Raw genomic sequence first — 16,064 nt, 5'->3', positions numbered from 1 at the left:
TCCTCAAGCTCCCCTTTAAGGTTCGTATGCAACCATACTTATTCTATGGTCCCCAACCGACTCCATTCTATACCGCCATCCCAGTGCATCCAGATGAAAAATGCCTTGCCGACCAGATTATGTTCCGGCACAAATCCCCAGAAGCGGCTATCGCTACTATGATCGCGATTATCACCCATGGCAAAATAATGCCCTTCCGGGACCACCGTATCAACCTTGAAGCCGGAACGGTCTGAATCTATTAAAATATGGTGTTCCATGCCCAGAAGGTCTTCCTGGCGCAGTATGGCGCCGTTCATGTCGTTACCGGAGCCGTTGGTCTCATAACGCCCCACCGTTTCCTGGGGCATCAACTCGCCATTGATATAGAGCTGCTTATCACGATAGGCAATTCTATCACCGGGCAAGCCAACTATTCGCTTTATGTAGGGTGTTTCCGGGTTCTTGGGGTAGCGAAACACCGCTATGTCACCGCGTTCAGGTGCGCCCAGATCCAGGACCTTGCTGTTGACGACCGGCAGGCGAATACCATAATCAAACTTATTGACCAGAATAAAATCGCCTATCAGGAGTGTCGGCATCATAGATGCCGAAGGTATGCGGAATGGCTCGACAATAAATGAGCGCAGCAGAAGAACGATCAGGAAAACCGGAAAGAACGAGCGCGCATACTCCACCAGCACCGGCACGTTTTCGGCATCTTCTTCGCCGGTTCTTTGAGCTTCTTCAATCGCCCGTTTGCGGCCGGGCGCCAGCACTGCAGAATCAAATGCCCAGATCACTCCACTGACAACGGTAAGCAAAACCAGCAGTGCTGAGAAATCGAAACTCATTTTCCTTTCCCCACGTCCAGTATGGCCATGAAGGCGGCCTGTGGTATCTCCACCGTGCCGAATTGCTTCATGCGCCGCTTCCCTTCTTTCTGTTTTTCCAGCAATTTACGCTTTCGCGTAATATCCCCGCCGTAACACTTGGCAGTTACGTTCTTGCGCAAGGCCTTGACCGTTTCCCGTGCAATCACGTGAGAACCAATCGTTGCCTGGATTGCGACATCATACATTTGCCGCGGGATGACCTCTTTCATTTTTTCCGCCAGTGCTCGACCGTGAATCTGCGCCTTGTCCTTGTGCACAATGATCGACAGGGCATCAACGCGATCGCCGTTGATCAGCACGTCCAGCTTGACCAGGTTCGATGCCTGATTGCGTACAAAATTATAGTCGAACGAGGCATAGCCACGCGTCGCCGATTTCAGCCGGTCGAAAAAATCGACGACGACTTCCGACATCGGCAACTCGAAGCTGATGGCAACCTGGTTCCCCAGGTATTGCATGCTTTTCTGGACACCACGCTTTTCCATGCACAGCGTTATCACGTTACCGAGATGCTCCTGCGGCACGAGAATATCGGCATGGATAATCGGCTCATAGATGATCTCGATCTGGTCCAGCGGCGGCAATCGTGAGGGGTTGTCAACCTGCAGGGTTTCACCCTTGCTGGTCAGGACTTCGTATATAACGGTCGGCGCCGTGGTAATGAGATTAAGGCCATACTCGCGCTCCAGCCGTTCCTGGACGATTTCCATATGCAGCATGCCAAGAAAGCCGCAGCGAAAGCCAAAACCCAGTGCCTGTGAGGTTTCCGGCTCATAATGCAGCGCCGAATCATTCAGACGCAGTTTTGCCAGGGCTTCGCGCAGATCCTCGTAGTCCGATGCATCAACCGGAAACAGACCGGCAAAGACGCGTGGCTTGATCTGCTTGAAGCCCGGCACCCTCTCCGTCGCCGGTCGGTCGGACTGGGTCAGCGTGTCACCGACCGGGGCGCCATCGATTTCCTTGATGCCCGCGACCACGTAGCCCACCTGGCCGGTGCGCAGGACATCGACTTTCAGGCGCTTCGGCGTAAAAAGTCCAACCTCGGAAACCATGTAATCATGGGCTGTGGACATGACCCGCATCTTGCGCCCGGCAAACAGTTCACCATCCACGATCTTGACCAGGGAGACCACACCCAGATAATTATCAAACCAGGAATCTATGATCAGGGCTTTCAACGGTCCGGCCGGATCACCCTTGGGCGCCGGTATGTACTTGACGATCTGTTCCAGGATTTCATGTACGCCCTGCCCCGTCTTGGCGCTCACGCACAGGGCTTCGCTGGCATCGATGCCGACGATTTCCTCGATTTCCTGCTTCACCCGTTCTGGGTCGGCGGCCGGAAGATCGATCTTGTTGATGACCGGCAGGACCTCAAGGTTCTGCTCGATGGCGGTCAGGCAGTTGGCCACGGTCTGCGCCTCAACACCCTGGGCGGCATCGACGACCAGCAAAGCACCCTCGCAGGCGTACAGGGAGCGTGATACCTCGTAATTGAAATCCACGTGGCCGGGCGTATCAATAATATTGAACTGGTATTCCTGGCCGTCGTCCGCCTTGTACTTGATGCTGACGCTCTGCGCCTTGATGGTGATGCCACGTTCCCGCTCCAGATCCATGCTATCCAGGACCTGGGCCGACATTTCACGATCCGTCAACGCCTCGCAGAGCTGTAGAAATCGATCGGCAAGCGTCGACTTGCCATGGTCGATGTGGGCAATAATCGAAAAGTTACGGATATGGTCCATCGGCATCTGCTGGTTGCAAGACCAAAACCGGCATCCTGGCCTTGCTGGCGGGGGGATCGGGTTGGCCAGTGAATTGTTGTTCGCCGTCAGCCCGCTGGTCATCAGCAAGCAGGCGCGCGAATTCTAGCCTATCTGGGCCAACCTATAAACTGGCAACCGGGCCGTCTGCGCGGCCCGGTTGCCGTTATTGAGCTATGCAGACTTATTCCGGGTCGATCTTGATGGCCAGGAACATTGGCCCGCCACGGCGCTGCACCAGCACCGGCACGGACTTGCCGGTCGGCAGATCGCCAACCAGCTCGGCAAAATGCTCGGCATTTTTGACCTTGGTATTGTTCAGCATCAACAGGATATCGCCCGAGCGAATACCGGCAGCCCGCCCCGGTCCGGGGCCCACTTCCTCGACCAGTACGCCGTTTTCCGGCAGCTCCAGCTCTTCGCGCTGGCTCTCGGTCAGGTCGCGGACGCTGATATCCAGCTGATTGGCGGCATCCGGCTTGTCCGGTTTGCCGCGGTTGGCCAGTGTCTGGTCATCGTCGGGCAGCTCCTCGATGGTCAGGTTCAGGCGCTTTTCATTGCCCTCACGGATAATCTCAACCTCGACCTCGCTGCCGACATGGGTGCTGCCGACCATGGGCGGCAGATCCGAAGAATCTGCGATGTCTTCACCATCATAATTGACGATGATGTCACCGACCTCGACACCCGCCTTGGCCGCCGGGCTGTCCGGCAGCACGCGTGCCACCAGGGCGCCATGAGGCCGCTTCATGTCGAAGGATTCCGCCAGCTCGCGCGTAACATCCTGGATCAATACACCCAGCCAGCCGCGTGAAACGCGTCCTTTATCCCGCAACTGCTGGTAAACGCTTTCAACCACGTTGATCGGGACGGCAAACGACAGCCCCATGAAGCCGCCGGTACGGCTATATATCTGTGAATTCACGCCGACGACTTCACCATCCAGGTTGAACAGCGGGCCGCCCGAGTTCCCCGGGTTGATGGCGACATCCGTCTGGATGAACGGCACATAGTTTTCCTTCGGCAGACTGCGGCCCTTGGCGCTGACGATACCCGCCGTCACCGAGTGATCGAAACCGAACGGCGAGCCTATGGCCAGCACCCATTCACCCACCTTAAGCTTGGATGAATCACCCAGTTTCAGCGTCGGCAGATTTTCACCGTCTATTTTCAGTACCGCGAGGTCACTACGCGGGTCGGTGCCAATCACTTCGGCGACGAATTCACGCCGATCGACCAGTCGTACGACCACTTCCCTGGCATCCTTGACGACATGATTGTTGGTAATGACATAGCCGTCCTTGGAAATAATGAAGCCGGAACCCAGCGAGTTATCCTCATAGGGCTGCCCACCACCATCCGGCTGTTCCTCGAGGAACTTACGGAAGAAATCATAAAACGGGCTGTCTTCCGGAATCTGAGGAAGATTGCGCATACCCGGCGGCATTTTATTTTCCGGGCCCTTCAGCGTGGTGCTGATATTGACGACCGCCGCCGAATTTTCCTCGACCAGATCGGTAAAGTCCGGCAACGACCGAGCCTGGGCGACACTGATGCCGAACAGGCTCAGCATCAAAAAGACAAGGAGATAACGGGCAATTGGCGCTTTCATGAATCACTCATCCTGATTGAAGTATAGCGTTGCAGGCGCATCCCTGATGCAAAGACCAGCCGGAACGGCGGCTGATTGGCGTCAGGGCTGCTGGCTGACGGCGTCGGCCACTTTGCGTACCGTAATGGCCGGTACTTCACCGACGACCATGATCTGGTAATCATCGGTCTTGCGGGCAAAGGCATGGACGGCGCCGAGTTTGGACGGACCGACCCTGGCTGCATCCTGCTCACTGAGGCGTTCGATAAACACCGATACCAGCGCCAGGCCGTCCGAAACAACCATATGGTGTACCGGGCGCGGACTGTCGGCCAGGAGTTCGTGCGAGCGATCCGTCACACTGAAACCGGCAGGCAACCAGCCGGGTTGCCAGTCATCTTCGCTGGCCGGTTCGTGGCTGTCATCGGGATTTTCATACCAGCTGTAGTCAGTCCCGTTAATCGTCGGTTCCAGGAGACTGTCCGGGATGCTGTCAACAATGTCCAGGTGGGTAAACATGAATTGCTCTATCGGCCTGCCGTCTTCATTGAGCAGCTCCGATTTAAGCAACAGGTGACTTTTTTCATCCAGCCACAGACGGTAGCCGTAACGGAAATCATCTCGCGGCACGATCTCGACGATCCGGGCATCGCGTCCAGCGGTACGGCCGCTACCCGCCACCCTGAACACGTAACTGTCCGACAGCTTGTCCACTGAGCTCGGGAACTGTGACGACAACAACTGATAGGGCCGACTGCGCTCCACGCGCACCGAGTGGTCGTCCGGAAAAATACAGGTCACCGACTCGTCATTGCGGATGACCTCGCGGGCCGGGCCGCTTAACGAGATCAGCCGTTCGCGTTCCCGGCCCGCTTCCGACTTGTGGATGATGCGCATCGCGTCCATGTGCTGGTTGCGCCGGTAAACGAACACACCGTCGTAGTCGAGCGTGCGACCGGCTTCGGTCATCTTGTCCAGCAGCAGGCGCGCCTCGGCATCACTGTTGCCTGCCCCGTTTTCAGCCAGCGCGGGCACAACGACCAGCCACAGGCCCAGCAACCACAGACCCTGCCACATGGGACTAGCGATCACCATAGCTCGGCGCGACGATGCGCGCGTACGGCAAGCTCCCGGAAACCCCGCTGTTGGCGCGGTACTCATTATGGTTGATCAGGTAACTGTTGAAGCCATACTGGCCCTGCTGCTGGCTGGCCGGCGCGGCATCCGTCGACACGGTACGCGCCAGCGGCGCACGCGGCGCCGGCTGCGTCGACTGCCACGGCCCGGTCACCGGGTCATTGGCAAAAGAACTGTCCCCCGCCGGCGCGGTATTCACCGACACGCCGGTTACGGCTGGCGCCGTCGGGCTGCTGACACTGGTCGCCTGGTCCAGACCGCGCAAACCAACGATGGCAACCAGCGCCACGGAAGCAGCGATGGCCATGCCGGCGGCCGGTTTCAGCGCCTTTTGGACGAAGCGGCGTGAATTCGATTGTGGACTCAGAACGGTGGGTTCGTCGTCCAGGGCAGCCGAAATCCGCTGCGACAGGTCGCGGATCGGCATGTCGCTCGCCAGCTGCCCGCGCATGGCGTCACCGATCATGTGGTAGCGTCGCCAGCTGGCCAGCAGTTCAGGATCCGTCCGGAACGAGTTCAGGACCGTTTCGGCCGACTGCCCGGATTCACCGTCCATGAAGATAGATATTTCTTCATATTTATTCACTTTGTTGCACCCTACTCATCTGTTACCAATGGTTTTAATTGTTTATCGATTGCTTCCCGCGCCCGGAATATCCGCGATCGCACGGTACCGATCGGACATTCCATGACCTCTGCGATGTCTTCATAGCTCAGCCCCTCAATTTCGCGCAGGGTTATCGCGGTCCGCAGATCTTCGGGCAACTCCTCGATGGCACGAATTACCGTGTCCTGGATTTCATCCCGCAACAGCATGTGTTCCGGAGTCGCTTGGTCCCTTAGAACCCCGCTGGAGTCAATTTGTTCAATTTCATCATAGTCCTGGTCCGCCTCAAGCGGCCGGCGCGACTGTACGGCCAGGTAATTTTTTGCCGTATTGACCGCGATCCGGTACATCCAGGTATAAAACGCACTGTCACCCCGGAATTTCGGCAGCGCCCGATAGGCCTTCAGGAAGGCTTCTTGTGTGACATCCATGGCATCGTTCGGGTTCCGCACGAAACGGCCCACGAGATTGATGATGCGCTGCTGGTATTTGGTAACCAGGAGGTCGAAGGCGTGCTTGTCGCCCCGTTGGACCCGTTCGACCAACTCCTGATCTGATTCGCGTGCGGTCATTCCGCCCGGTCCCCTATAAGATTCTTCTTGCTGTTACAATCACCATGGACGGCCTGAATTCTTGCCGCATCAGGCCACCCGCGTGCAGCGGTGACCGAGTCATGCCGTTCAGCTGGATGGGTTGAACTGAATCGCCTGCCGGATTTTCGAAGCTGCGAAAACCATGCTTCTGGCGAGATTCAGGGCTTACAATGCAATATTCAAAATTGTTCTGACAATTCCCGACGATTATAACAGTTCCCGCTTATGCCACAGCAATACCATCACGATGTCCTCATCATCGGCAGCGGCGCCTCCGGCCTGTCATTGGCGCTACAGCTGGCCGACCATGCGCGCGTGGCGGTATTGTCCAAGGGGCCGTTGACCGAGGGCGCCACCTTTTACGCCCAGGGCGGCGTCTCGGCGGTTCTGGACACCCAGGATTCGGTCGAATCCCATGTCAATGACACGCTGATCGCCGGCGCCGGGCTGTGCCGCGAGGATGTCGTGCGCTTCGTGGTCGAACAGGGTCCGCGCAGCATTGACTGGTTGATCGAGCTCGGCGTCGCCTTCACCAGGGTCGAAACCGCCGACGGCCATAGCGACTATCACCTGAACCGCGAGGGCGGCCACAGCCACCGGCGCATCATCCATGCCGCCGATGCCACCGGTCGCGCTATCGAGACAACCCTGGAGGGCCGGGTGCGGGCGCATCCGGCCATCGACCTGTTCGAATATCACACCGCGGTCGACCTGATCACCGCTACCAAGACCGGCCATGCCGCTGATCCGGCCGCGGATCGCTGCCTCGGCGCCTACGTCTACAGCCAGGCGAGCGGCCAGGTCGAGGTCTTTGGCGCGGGCGCGGTGGTGCTCGCCTCCGGCGGCGCCGGCAAGGTCTATCTTTACACCAGCAACCCGGACGTCAGTACCGGCGACGGCATCGCCATGGCCTGGCGTGCCGGCTGCCGGGTGGCGAACATGGAATTCGTCCAGTTCCACCCAACCTGCCTGTACCACCCGCAGGCGAAATCCTACCTGATTACCGAGGCGATCCGCGGTGAAGGCGGCATTCTGCGCCTGCCCGACGGCGAACCATTCATGGCCCGGTTCGACGAGCGCGCCGAACTGGCACCGCGCGACATCGTCGCCCGCGCCATCGACCACGAGATGAAGCGGCTCGGCCTCGATTGCGTCTATCTCGACATCAGCCACAAGCCGGCCGAATTCATCCATGAACACTTCCCGTCGATCCAGGCAACCTGCCTCAAATACGGCATCGACATGACCGCCGATCCCATTCCCGTGGTGCCGGCGGCACACTACCTGTGTGGCGGCGTCGTCGTCGACACGGCCGGCCACACCGACCTGGCCGGCCTGTACGCAATCGGCGAGGCCTCCAGCACCGGTCTGCACGGCGCCAATCGCATGGCCAGCAACTCGCTGCTGGAATGCGTCGTATTCGCCCATGCCGCCTACCAGGATATCGTCAGCCAGATCGATACCGGCGCATCGGCACCGGCCCTGCCCGACTGGGACGAAAGCCTGATCACCGATTCCGACGAGGAGGTGGTGGTCTCGCACAACTGGGACGAAATCCGACGCTTCATGTGGGACTACGTTGGCATCGTCCGTACCACCAAGCGCCTGCAGCGCGCCCAGCACCGCATCCAGTTGCTGCAAAACGAAATCCACGAGTACTACAGCAATTTCCGCCTGACCAACGATCTGATCGAACTGCGCAACATCTGCGCGGTGGCCGACATGATCATCCACAGCGCGCTCGCCCGGCGCGAAAGTCGCGGCCTGCACTACATCACCGACTACCCGCTGCCGGACAGCAGCCAGCCACCCCGGGACACCGTGCTGACGCCGCCCCGTCGTAGCTCTGCCGCACAGACGGCCTGAGGGACCGGCATTGCGCCGGCCTCCAACAGCAGATTGAAATTCACTACACTGTCCCCATTTCGTTGATAATTGCGGGCAGCCGTGAATCCCATCAACGAGATACTCTTCACGAGCGACGTGGAATATGGAATACAAGGACTATTACAAGATCCTCGGCGTCGATCGTGACGCCGATGCCGACACCATCAAGCGCGCTTACCGCAAGCTGGCGCGCAAGTATCACCCCGACGTCAGCACGGAAGCAGACGCCGAGGATCGTTTCAAGGAAGTCCAGGAAGCCTACGAGGTGCTCAAGGACCCGGACAAACGCCAGGCCTATGATCAAATGGGTAATGACTGGCAGGGCGGTCAGGACTTCCGGCCGCCGCCGGGCTGGGAAAACCAGCGCCAGGAATGGCACTTCAGCGATGCCGACCTCGGTGGCGGCGACTTCAGCGATTTTTTCGAAAGTCTGTTCGGTGGCGGCCGCCAGCAGGGCCGCTCGGCGAAGTTTCGCGGCCAGGACCAGCGCGCGCGACTGCGCATTAGTCTCGAGGATGCCTATCACGGCGCCACTCGCAGCATCACGCTGAACGTACCCGAAACCGACGACCAGGGGCGCGTACGCCAGCAACCGCGCGAACTCAAGGTGCGCATCCCCGCGGGCGTCACCGCCGGCCAGCATATCCGTCTGCGCGGCCAGGGTGGTCAGGGATTCGGCGGCGGCCAGGCCGGTGATCTGCTGCTGGAAGTCGAATTCGAGCCGCATCCACAATTCCAGGTCGACGGCCGTGACATCCACCTGGATCTGCCTATCGCGCCGTGGGAAGCTGCCCTCGGCGGCAAGGTGCCGGTGCCGACTCTCGGCGGTCAGGTCAACCTGAGTATTCCGGCCGGGTCACAGACCGACAAGCAGATGCGCCTGAAAGGTCGCGGCCTGCCGGGCAAGCCGGCCGGCGACCAGATTGTCAGACTCAGGATCGTGACGCCGCCGGCCAACAGCGATACCGTAAGACAATTGTACGAACAGATGCGCGACCAGACGGCTTTCGATCCCCGCAAGCAGCGCACGGGAGGTTCAAAATGAACCACGATGACGACATTCTGCAGGCTGATGTATTTGACGACGAACGCCGCCTGAGCCTGGACGAACTGTCACAACTCTGCGGCGCGCAGACCACGCTGATCATCGAACTGGTCGAGGAAGGTGTACTCGAACCCGCCGACGTGCGTGCCAGTCACTGGGTTTTCAGTGGAAGTTGCGTACGCCGGGTACGCACCGCCGCCCGCCTGCAGCGCGATCTCGACGTCAACATGCCCGGCATCGCGCTGGCCATTGAGCTGCTGGAAGAACTGGAAAGCCTCAGACGCCGGGTGCGGTGATTCTGGTGATTGAGAATAGCGTGACCGGCCCTGTTTCAGTGCCAAGGAGCAATCAAACATCAATAACCCGTTAACCGGAGCTGTTCGCGGCAGGTCGCCGCCCCTACTGATCACCAATCGCTATTAACCAGTTACCATCTACCAACCAGCCAGCTACTCACCTGTCGCTATGCCCCAGATCGCGCTGCGGGTCGATACGATCGCGGATCAACTGCTTGAGTTCCTTGGATTCGGGAAAACGCCCCGACTCGCGCCGTGAAAAAATCAGTTCGTCCCCCAGCCGCACCTCGAAAATACCGCCATGCCCGGGTTTCAGTGCCACCTCGCCGAGATCGTCGCCGAAGGTCATTAGCAATTCCTGCGCCAGCCAGCCGGCGCGCAGCTGGAAGCGACATTGTGAACAGAATGTGATTTCTACCCGCGGTGCGGTCATTTCGGCAACCCTGTCAGGACCCTTGAGTCATACTTAGCGTATCAGTCTCTGAATGAGGAAAGCGATATGCAAACAATCGGCTCATTACTGCGTGGACTGCCCGGCAAGTACGTGATGCTGGCGGCCGGCCTGTTGCCGCTCATGGCCATCAGCACCCCGGCGAGCGCCGGTGACATCAAGCTATTCATAAGCAGCGGCCATGGTGGCCACGGCTATCACCACAATTACCGGACCCGGCCCGGCTTCGCGCTCAGCTACGGCAGCGGTGGCCATTACCGGGGCAAACACTATCGCCACTACAAGGCGCCGAAGTCGCATTATTACGGCAAATCGTACGGCTACAGGAAAGCGTACCCATCAGGCCATTATTATGGCCATAGCGGTTACGGCCGGTCGCACAGCTACTACCATGACCGCGCCAAGCGTTACAGCTACAAGCATGGTTACCGCCATGGTTACCGTGACGGCCGCTACGACGAGCGCCGGCGCACCCGCCATGGTGTCGGCGGCTTTTAGGCCTGTCAGCCCTGATCGCGGTCCGCCTGCTCGATCACCGGGCGCAGGCGCAGCAGCAGCCACAGGCCCGGCAGCGCCAGCAGGAAGGTCAGCAGGAAGAACGGTGCCCAGCCAATCTGATGCACCAGTTCGCCGGCCGGTGGGCCGACGATGACCCGGGCGACCGCCGACAGCGCCGACAAGAGCGCGTACTGTGTCGCCGTATAGTGATGGTTGCACAACGCCATCAGCAGCGCGACGAATGCCGCCGTACCCATGCCGCCAGCCAGGTTTTCCAGCCCCACCGCGCCGACCATGGCCCAGTAGGTCCAGGCAGTGTCCGCACCCAGTTCGGCCAGGCCAACGAAACTGAGATTGGTCAGCGCCTGCAGCACGCCAAACAGTAGCAGGGCACGGAACAGGCGCAGGCGGTACATGAGCAGGCCGCCAAACAGCGCGCCGCCGAGCGTTGCCACCAGGCCGAAGCCCTTGCCGACCACGCCGACATCGGTGGTGGAGAACCCCAGGCCCTGAATCAGGAATGCCGTCGTCAATGTGCCGGCAAAGGCGTCACCGAATTTGTACAGCACGATGAATACCAGCAGGACGATGGCGGCACGCCGGTTGAGAAAATCACGAAACGGCTCGACGACGGCAGCGCGCAGGCTGCGCGGTGCGGCGGCCTCGAAGGTCGGTGTCGGCCCCAGCCAGGTGGCCAGCAGACCGAGACCGAGCAGGCCGGCGAGCAGCCAGTAGGTCTGCTGCCAGCCGATTTGATCCGCCATGATCAGGGCGCCGGCGCCGGCGCACAGCAGCGCCAACCGATAACCGGCCACCGACAGCGCCGCGCCCAGGCCGCGTTCCGGTACCTCCAGCAGGTCGGTGCGATAGGCGTCGACGGCAATGTCCTGCGATGCCGAAAAGAATGCCAGTAACAGCGCCAGCCAGAGCATCGGCTGCAGGTGTTCGGCCGGCGTCAGGCTACCGAGCATGACAATCGTGGCCAGCAACAGGAACTGGCAGATGAACAGCCAGCCACGCCGCCGGCCGGCTATCGGCGGCACGAACCGGTCCATCAACGGCGACCAGAGAAACTTGAGTGCGTAAGGCAGCCCCATCAGCGAGACGAAACCGATCGCGCGAATATCCACATCGACGTCGGCAAACCACGCCTGCAACGTGCCGCCGGACAGCGCCAGCGGCAGGCCCGAGGAAAAGCCCAGCAACAGTGTCACGAACAGGCGCCGGTTACACCACTGGCGCCTGTCGGCAAACAATCGTTCCATCATTGTCGGCATACACTCGAATCAAACGCCGGATTGTCTGTCATCAGCAATCTGATTACCATCGTCGAATGCCTGAAGAAATCGAACGCAAGTTTCTGCTGAAAGACGACCGCTGGCGCGGCCAGGTTGAACGTTCCCTTGACATGGCGCAGGGCTATCTCGGCAACAGTCAGCAGTGCTCCATTCGCATCCGCGTCAGCGGCGAAGACGCCAACCTGAACATCAAGTCGGCGACGCTCGGTATCCACCGGCAGGAATACGACTACGCCATTCCGGTCGCTGAAGCGCGTGAGATGCTCGACACCCTGGCCGACAAGCCGCTGATCGAAAAAACCCGACATATGGTCAGGTATGGCGAGCATACCTGGGAAATCGACGAGTTCTATGGCGACAATGCCGGGCTCATCGTCGCCGAGATCGAACTCGGTTCTGCCGACGAGGCATTCGAGCAGCCGCCCTGGCTGGGCGCCGACGTATCCGATGACCCACGCTATTACAACGTCTGCCTGGTCAGCCAGCCGTTCAACGCCTGGCCCGAGAACGTGTCATAATTGAAACTGACACGGCGCTTTTGACCGCCTATAGGCGCCTGCGTAAAATGGTTTCTGCCGGGAAACCGGCAACCCCACGAGAATCCGAACCGCCATGCAGGACATCAGCACTCAAGACAGCAGCAACGACATCCTGGTCGACAACTTCGGCCGCCGGGTCAATTACGTCCGCATTTCGGTCACCGACCGGTGCGATTTCCGTTGCGTCTACTGCATGGACGAGGACATGGAATTCGTGCCGCGCGAACAGCTGCTGACGCTGGAGGAACTGGCGACCGTGGCCCGCGCCTTTACCGAGCTCGGCGTCAGCAAGATCCGCATCACCGGCGGCGAGCCGCTGGTGCGGCGCAACGTCATGCAACTGTTCGAGCAGATCGGCGCCCTGCCCGGTCTCGGCGAACTGGTCATGACCACGAACGGCTCACAGCTGCCGCGCTACGCCGAGCAGCTGAAAGCCGCCGGCATGAAGCGCCTGAACATCAGTCTTGATTCGCTCGATCCGGAACGCTTCCGCCGCCTGACCCGCGTCGGCGAACTGGACAAAGTACTCGCCGGCATTGATGCTGCACGCGCTGCCGGCTTCGAGCGCACCAAGATCAACGCCGTCATCCTCAAGAACCGCAACCACGATGAGGTTACCGACCTGGTGCGCTTCGCCAGCGATCGCGGCATGGACCTCAGCTTCATCGAGGAAATGCCGCTGGGCGCCATCGGCGAACACGATCGCTACGAGGCCTACTACTCCAGCGACCAGATCCGGGCCGATCTCGAGGAAACCTTCACCCTGCTGCCGACGACCGAAACCACCGGCGGACCGTCGAAGTATTTTCAGCTGGCCGAGACCGGCACCCGGGTCGGCTTCATCTCGCCGCACAGTCACAACTTCTGCGATACCTGCAACCGCGTGCGCCTGACCTGCGAGGGTCGGCTGCTGCTGTGTCTGGGCCAGGAACACTCGGTCGATCTGCGGCGCGTGCTGCGTGCCAATCCCGGCGACATCGAGCCGGTCAAGCAGGCCATCCGCGACAGCATGGCCATCAAGCCGAAGGGCCACGACTTCAACCTGCAAGAGAAACCGGTCATCTTCCGCCACATGAACATGACCGGCGGCTGACATGAACGCCCGCTACCGCCCGGACATGAGTCACGCCGGGCTGCCGCCCACCCAGCCCGTCACCGCCTTTGATGAGTACGGTGAGCCACGCGAACTGCACATTGCCGACGAGCGACCGCTGACGATCTACGTCGACCGCTACGAGATCGTCACGCTCATGACGCTCGGCCGCGAGCCCGAATTCCTCGTTATTGGCTACCTGAAAAACCAGGGGCTTATCAAGGATCTGGAAGAGATAGTTTCAGTGCAGGTTGACTGGGATGTCGGCGCCGCCGCGGTGGTCACACGGCACGGCACCGGCGACTGGGAAGAGAAACTGGGCAAGCGCACCGTCACTACCGGATGCGGCCAGGGCACGGTATTCGGCGACATCATGGAGCAGCTCTACGACATCACCATCACGCCGGTACCGCTGAAACAGTCGACCATCTACGGCCTGCTCAAGAACCTGAACGAATATAACGAGGTGTATCGCTCGGCCGGTGCCGTACACGGCTGCGCGCTGTGCAAGGACAGCGAAATCCTCAGCTTCGTCGAGGATGTCGGCCGCCACAACGCCGTCGACTCCATCGCCGGGCGCATGTGGATCGAGGACATCGGCGGCGACGACAAGATCTTCTATACCACTGGCCGGCTGACCTCGGAGATGATCATCAAGGTCGCGCAGATGAATATCCCGGTGCTGCTGTCACGCTCCGGCATCACCGCCATGGGCCTGAAACTGGCGCAGGATCTCGGCGTGACCCTGCTGTCGCGCGCCAAGGGCAAGCATTTTCTGGTCTACAACGGTTTCGAGCATGTCGAGCTCGACGCCGAACTGCCGGCCAAGGCCGGCGAGCGGCCGCCCAAGCGCCTGCACGCCGGCTGAGCCGGGCGTCATTCCAGCGGAATGTCGCCCTCGATAACGTGATCCAGGTCCAGGCCGTCGATGTGGACCGTGACCCGGGCCCGCAGCGTTTCGTTACCCTGCAGCTGGCCGGATTCGATGCCTTCGTCGACCGCCTTTTCGATTTCCCGCTGCGCGGTCACGCCGACCTTCTTCAGCAGCTTACGTACGCCCATGTTAAAGGTTTCTTCGTTCATGACTGACTCCCGGTAACTCCATGACCCGCAGGTCATGCGATAATGTATCCAGAATAGACCCTGAACATAGTAAATAATTCAGATTAAATTATTACTATAACTTATTAAAAACAATGGCTGAATTGATTCAAGATAATGTGACCGGCCTGGTGCTGGCCGGTGGTAGGGCGCGGCGTATGGGCGGTATCGACAAGGGTCTCGCGCAAGTGGCCGGGCGGCCGATGATTGAATGGGTGCTGGACGGGCTGCGGCCGCAAACAGCGGCGCTGCTGATCAACGCCAACCGCAGTCACGCCACCTACCGCGCGTACGGCCACCCGGTCATCGCCGACAAGCTCGGCGGCTACTGCGGCCCGCTGGCCGGCATGGCGTCCGGCCTCGAGGCCTGCACGACCGACTACCTGGCGACCTGTCCCTGCGACTCGCCGCTGCTGCCGCCGGACCTCGTCGCGCGGCTGCAGCGCGATCTGCAGGCGCAACAGGCGGAACTGGCCGTGGCACACAACGGCGAGCGCCTGCAGCCGGTGTTTGCCCTGCTGTCACGCGAGCTGCTGCCGTCGCTGAACGCCTTCCTCGCCAATGACGGTCGCAAGATCGATCAGTGGTACGCGCAGCACCGCATGGCCACGGTCGATTTCAGCGACCGGCCCGAAGCATTCCTGAACATCAACAGCGCCGATGACGCCAGCGCGCTGGCTGACCGCCTGCAGGCAGCGTCGCCATGACGCTGCAGGCGCAAGTACCGGTGGTCGGTTTCGCTGCCTACAGCGGCACCGGCAAGACCACCCTGCTGGTGGCCATGCTGGCGCTGCTGCGCGAGCGCGGCCTGCGGATCGGCGTCATCAAGCACGCCCATCACAGCTTCGAGATCGACCATCCGGGCAAGGACAGTTTCGAACTGCGCCATGCCGGCGCCAGCCAGATGCTGATCGGTTCGCGCCAGCGCTGGGCGCTGATCTGCGAGACGCCGGATGAAGACCATGGCAGCAGCCTGCAGGACTACCTCGACCGGCTCGACCAGAGCCGCCTCGACCTGGTGCTGGTCGAGGGCTTCAAGCCCTACGCCATCCCAAAGATCGAACTGCACCGGCCATCGCTGGGCAAACCGCTGCTGTGCCAGAATGATGCAAGCATTATTGCCGTCGCCCACGACGCGCCGGCGCCTCTGGCGGTCGATCGCGTCCAGCTCGATATCAACGATCCGCGGGCCATCGGCGAATTCATTATCGAGCGCTTCCTGACGGCCGCCAGTGCACACGTAACAGTGAACGAAACCGTTAATAATAATTGATTAATTTCAAT

18 protein-coding genes are annotated in these 16,064 nt (G+C 60.3%); 9 read left to right on the top strand and 9 right to left on the bottom strand.

The genetic code is table 11. The features are described from left to right. Positions 1-38: 38 nt before the first annotated feature. The 6 genes from lepB to rpoE form a co-directional block, all read right to left on the bottom strand. Positions 39-833 carry a signal peptidase I gene (gene lepB / locus J2T55_RS03060; protein WP_259054167.1) on the bottom strand — a complete coding sequence of 265 codons (795 nt, stop codon included), beginning with the start codon at positions 831-833 and terminating at the stop codon, positions 39-41. Further along, the gene (lepA, locus tag J2T55_RS03055) at positions 830-2,626 is read right to left on the bottom strand and encodes a translation elongation factor 4 (protein WP_259054166.1); all 1,797 of its coding nucleotides are present in this window, start codon (positions 2,624-2,626) and stop codon (positions 830-832) included. The genes lepB and lepA overlap by 4 nt, the downstream gene beginning before the upstream one ends. A gap of 202 nt (positions 2,627-2,828) precedes the next feature. Then, positions 2,829-4,256 carry a DegQ family serine endoprotease gene (locus J2T55_RS03050; RefSeq protein ID WP_259054165.1) on the bottom strand — a complete coding sequence of 476 codons (1,428 nt, stop codon included), beginning with the start codon at positions 4,254-4,256 and terminating at the stop codon, positions 2,829-2,831. 81 nt (positions 4,257-4,337) lie between these two features. Continuing rightward, positions 4,338-5,312 carry a MucB/RseB C-terminal domain-containing protein gene (locus J2T55_RS03045; protein ID WP_259054164.1) on the bottom strand — a complete coding sequence of 325 codons (975 nt, stop codon included), beginning with the start codon at positions 5,310-5,312 and terminating at the stop codon, positions 4,338-4,340. A gap of 4 nt (positions 5,313-5,316) precedes the next feature. Further along, the gene (locus J2T55_RS03040; protein ID WP_259054162.1) at positions 5,317-5,958 is read right to left on the bottom strand and encodes a sigma-E factor negative regulatory protein; all 642 of its coding nucleotides are present in this window, start codon (positions 5,956-5,958) and stop codon (positions 5,317-5,319) included. Between the two features lie 11 nt (positions 5,959-5,969). Further along, positions 5,970-6,551, bottom strand: coding sequence for an RNA polymerase sigma factor RpoE (gene rpoE, locus J2T55_RS03035; RefSeq protein WP_259054160.1), 582 nt, complete (start codon positions 6,549-6,551; stop codon positions 5,970-5,972). Between the two features lie 246 nt (positions 6,552-6,797). Between rpoE and nadB the strand changes: the two genes are divergently transcribed. The 3 genes from nadB (at position 6,798) to J2T55_RS03020 (ending at position 9,800) form a co-directional block, all read left to right on the top strand. Further along, positions 6,798-8,438, top strand: a complete 1,641-nt coding sequence (gene nadB / locus J2T55_RS03030; RefSeq protein WP_259054159.1) for an L-aspartate oxidase — start codon at positions 6,798-6,800, stop codon at positions 8,436-8,438. A gap of 124 nt (positions 8,439-8,562) precedes the next feature. Then, complete coding sequence (locus J2T55_RS03025; RefSeq protein WP_259054158.1) at positions 8,563-9,504, top strand: DnaJ C-terminal domain-containing protein; 942 nt, start codon at positions 8,563-8,565, stop codon at positions 9,502-9,504. Further along, positions 9,501-9,800 (top strand): chaperone modulator CbpM, encoded by a 300-nt coding sequence (locus tag J2T55_RS03020; protein WP_259054157.1) that lies wholly within the window; start codon positions 9,501-9,503, stop codon positions 9,798-9,800. Before J2T55_RS03025 ends, J2T55_RS03020 begins: the two co-directional genes overlap by 4 nt. Positions 9,801-9,957: 157 nt before the next feature. Here J2T55_RS03020 and J2T55_RS03015 read toward each other — a convergent pair whose 3' ends face one another. After that, positions 9,958-10,233, bottom strand: coding sequence for a SelT/SelW/SelH family protein (locus tag J2T55_RS03015; RefSeq protein ID WP_259054156.1), 276 nt, complete (start codon positions 10,231-10,233; stop codon positions 9,958-9,960). A gap of 66 nt (positions 10,234-10,299) precedes the next feature. On the opposite strand from J2T55_RS03015, the gene J2T55_RS03010 reads away from it, so the two are divergent. Continuing rightward, positions 10,300-10,749, top strand: coding sequence for a hypothetical protein (locus J2T55_RS03010; RefSeq protein ID WP_259054155.1), 450 nt, complete (start codon positions 10,300-10,302; stop codon positions 10,747-10,749). A 5-nt stretch (positions 10,750-10,754) separates the two neighbouring features. On the opposite strand, the gene J2T55_RS03005 is transcribed toward J2T55_RS03010, so the two are convergent. Beyond that, the gene (locus tag J2T55_RS03005) at positions 10,755-12,017 is read right to left on the bottom strand and encodes an AmpG family muropeptide MFS transporter (protein ID WP_259054154.1); all 1,263 of its coding nucleotides are present in this window, start codon (positions 12,015-12,017) and stop codon (positions 10,755-10,757) included. 65 nt (positions 12,018-12,082) lie between these two features. On the opposite strand from J2T55_RS03005, the gene J2T55_RS03000 reads away from it, so the two are divergent. The 3 genes from J2T55_RS03000 (at position 12,083) to J2T55_RS02990 (ending at position 14,547) form a co-directional block, all read left to right on the top strand. Then, positions 12,083-12,565: a CYTH domain-containing protein gene (locus J2T55_RS03000; RefSeq protein WP_259054153.1), complete on the top strand. Its 483-nt coding sequence runs from the start codon at positions 12,083-12,085 to the stop codon at positions 12,563-12,565. A gap of 94 nt (positions 12,566-12,659) precedes the next feature. Next, complete coding sequence (moaA, locus tag J2T55_RS02995) at positions 12,660-13,679, top strand: GTP 3',8-cyclase MoaA (RefSeq protein ID WP_259054152.1); 1,020 nt, start codon at positions 12,660-12,662, stop codon at positions 13,677-13,679. A 1-nt stretch (position 13,680) separates the two neighbouring features. Then, positions 13,681-14,547 carry a formate dehydrogenase accessory sulfurtransferase FdhD gene (locus tag J2T55_RS02990; RefSeq protein WP_259054151.1) on the top strand — a complete coding sequence of 289 codons (867 nt, stop codon included), beginning with the start codon at positions 13,681-13,683 and terminating at the stop codon, positions 14,545-14,547. Positions 14,548-14,555: 8 nt separating this feature from the next. Here the strand turns inward: J2T55_RS02990 and J2T55_RS02985 are convergent, their stop codons facing one another. Continuing rightward, positions 14,556-14,762: a DUF6494 family protein gene (locus J2T55_RS02985; protein WP_259054150.1), complete on the bottom strand. Its 207-nt coding sequence runs from the start codon at positions 14,760-14,762 to the stop codon at positions 14,556-14,558. A 113-nt stretch (positions 14,763-14,875) separates the two neighbouring features. Between J2T55_RS02985 and mobA the strand changes: the two genes are divergently transcribed. After that, entirely contained in the window at positions 14,876-15,487 is a 612-nt protein-coding gene (gene mobA, locus J2T55_RS02980; RefSeq protein ID WP_259054148.1) for a molybdenum cofactor guanylyltransferase MobA, read from the top strand. Continuing rightward, the gene (gene mobB / locus J2T55_RS02975) at positions 15,484-16,053 is read left to right on the top strand and encodes a molybdopterin-guanine dinucleotide biosynthesis protein B (RefSeq protein WP_259054146.1); all 570 of its coding nucleotides are present in this window, start codon (positions 15,484-15,486) and stop codon (positions 16,051-16,053) included. The genes mobA and mobB overlap by 4 nt, the downstream gene beginning before the upstream one ends. Positions 16,054-16,064: the final 11 nt, after the last annotated feature.

The organism is Methylohalomonas lacus, from assembly GCF_024808875.1.
Taxonomy (GTDB): Bacteria; Pseudomonadota; Gammaproteobacteria; order Methylohalomonadales; family Methylohalomonadaceae; genus Methylohalomonas; species Methylohalomonas lacus.
Note: the sequence above shows the minus strand (reverse complement) of the source record. Positions and strands in the feature narration are given on the sequence as shown.

Excerpts from the sequence above, each read along its gene's own strand:
- nadB (WP_259054159.1), top strand. The coding sequence starts at position 6,798 with ATGCCACAGCAATACCATCACGATGTCCTCATCATCGGCAGCGGCGCC.
- J2T55_RS02985 (WP_259054150.1), bottom strand. The coding sequence starts at position 14,762 with ATGAACGAAGAAACCTTTAACATGGGCGTACGTAAGCTGCTGAAGAAG.
- mobA (WP_259054148.1), top strand. The coding sequence starts at position 14,876 with ATGGCTGAATTGATTCAAGATAATGTGACCGGCCTGGTGCTGGCCGGT.
- J2T55_RS03000 (WP_259054153.1), top strand. The coding sequence starts at position 12,083 with ATGCCTGAAGAAATCGAACGCAAGTTTCTGCTGAAAGACGACCGCTGG.
- J2T55_RS03015 (WP_259054156.1), bottom strand. The coding sequence starts at position 10,233 with ATGACCGCACCGCGGGTAGAAATCACATTCTGTTCACAATGTCGCTTC.
- lepA (WP_259054166.1), bottom strand. The coding sequence starts at position 2,626 with ATGGACCATATCCGTAACTTTTCGATTATTGCCCACATCGACCATGGC.
- J2T55_RS03020 (WP_259054157.1), top strand. The coding sequence starts at position 9,501 with ATGAACCACGATGACGACATTCTGCAGGCTGATGTATTTGACGACGAA.
- moaA (WP_259054152.1), top strand. The coding sequence starts at position 12,660 with ATGCAGGACATCAGCACTCAAGACAGCAGCAACGACATCCTGGTCGAC.
- J2T55_RS03005 (WP_259054154.1), bottom strand. The coding sequence starts at position 12,017 with ATGATGGAACGATTGTTTGCCGACAGGCGCCAGTGGTGTAACCGGCGC.
- J2T55_RS03010 (WP_259054155.1), top strand. The coding sequence starts at position 10,300 with ATGCAAACAATCGGCTCATTACTGCGTGGACTGCCCGGCAAGTACGTG.
- J2T55_RS03025 (WP_259054158.1), top strand. The coding sequence starts at position 8,563 with ATGGAATACAAGGACTATTACAAGATCCTCGGCGTCGATCGTGACGCC.
- rpoE (WP_259054160.1), bottom strand. The coding sequence starts at position 6,551 with ATGACCGCACGCGAATCAGATCAGGAGTTGGTCGAACGGGTCCAACGG.
- mobB (WP_259054146.1), top strand. The coding sequence starts at position 15,484 with ATGACGCTGCAGGCGCAAGTACCGGTGGTCGGTTTCGCTGCCTACAGC.
- lepB (WP_259054167.1), bottom strand. The coding sequence starts at position 833 with ATGAGTTTCGATTTCTCAGCACTGCTGGTTTTGCTTACCGTTGTCAGT.
- J2T55_RS03050 (WP_259054165.1), bottom strand. The coding sequence starts at position 4,256 with ATGAAAGCGCCAATTGCCCGTTATCTCCTTGTCTTTTTGATGCTGAGC.
- J2T55_RS03045 (WP_259054164.1), bottom strand. The coding sequence starts at position 5,312 with ATGTGGCAGGGTCTGTGGTTGCTGGGCCTGTGGCTGGTCGTTGTGCCC.
- J2T55_RS02990 (WP_259054151.1), top strand. The coding sequence starts at position 13,681 with ATGAACGCCCGCTACCGCCCGGACATGAGTCACGCCGGGCTGCCGCCC.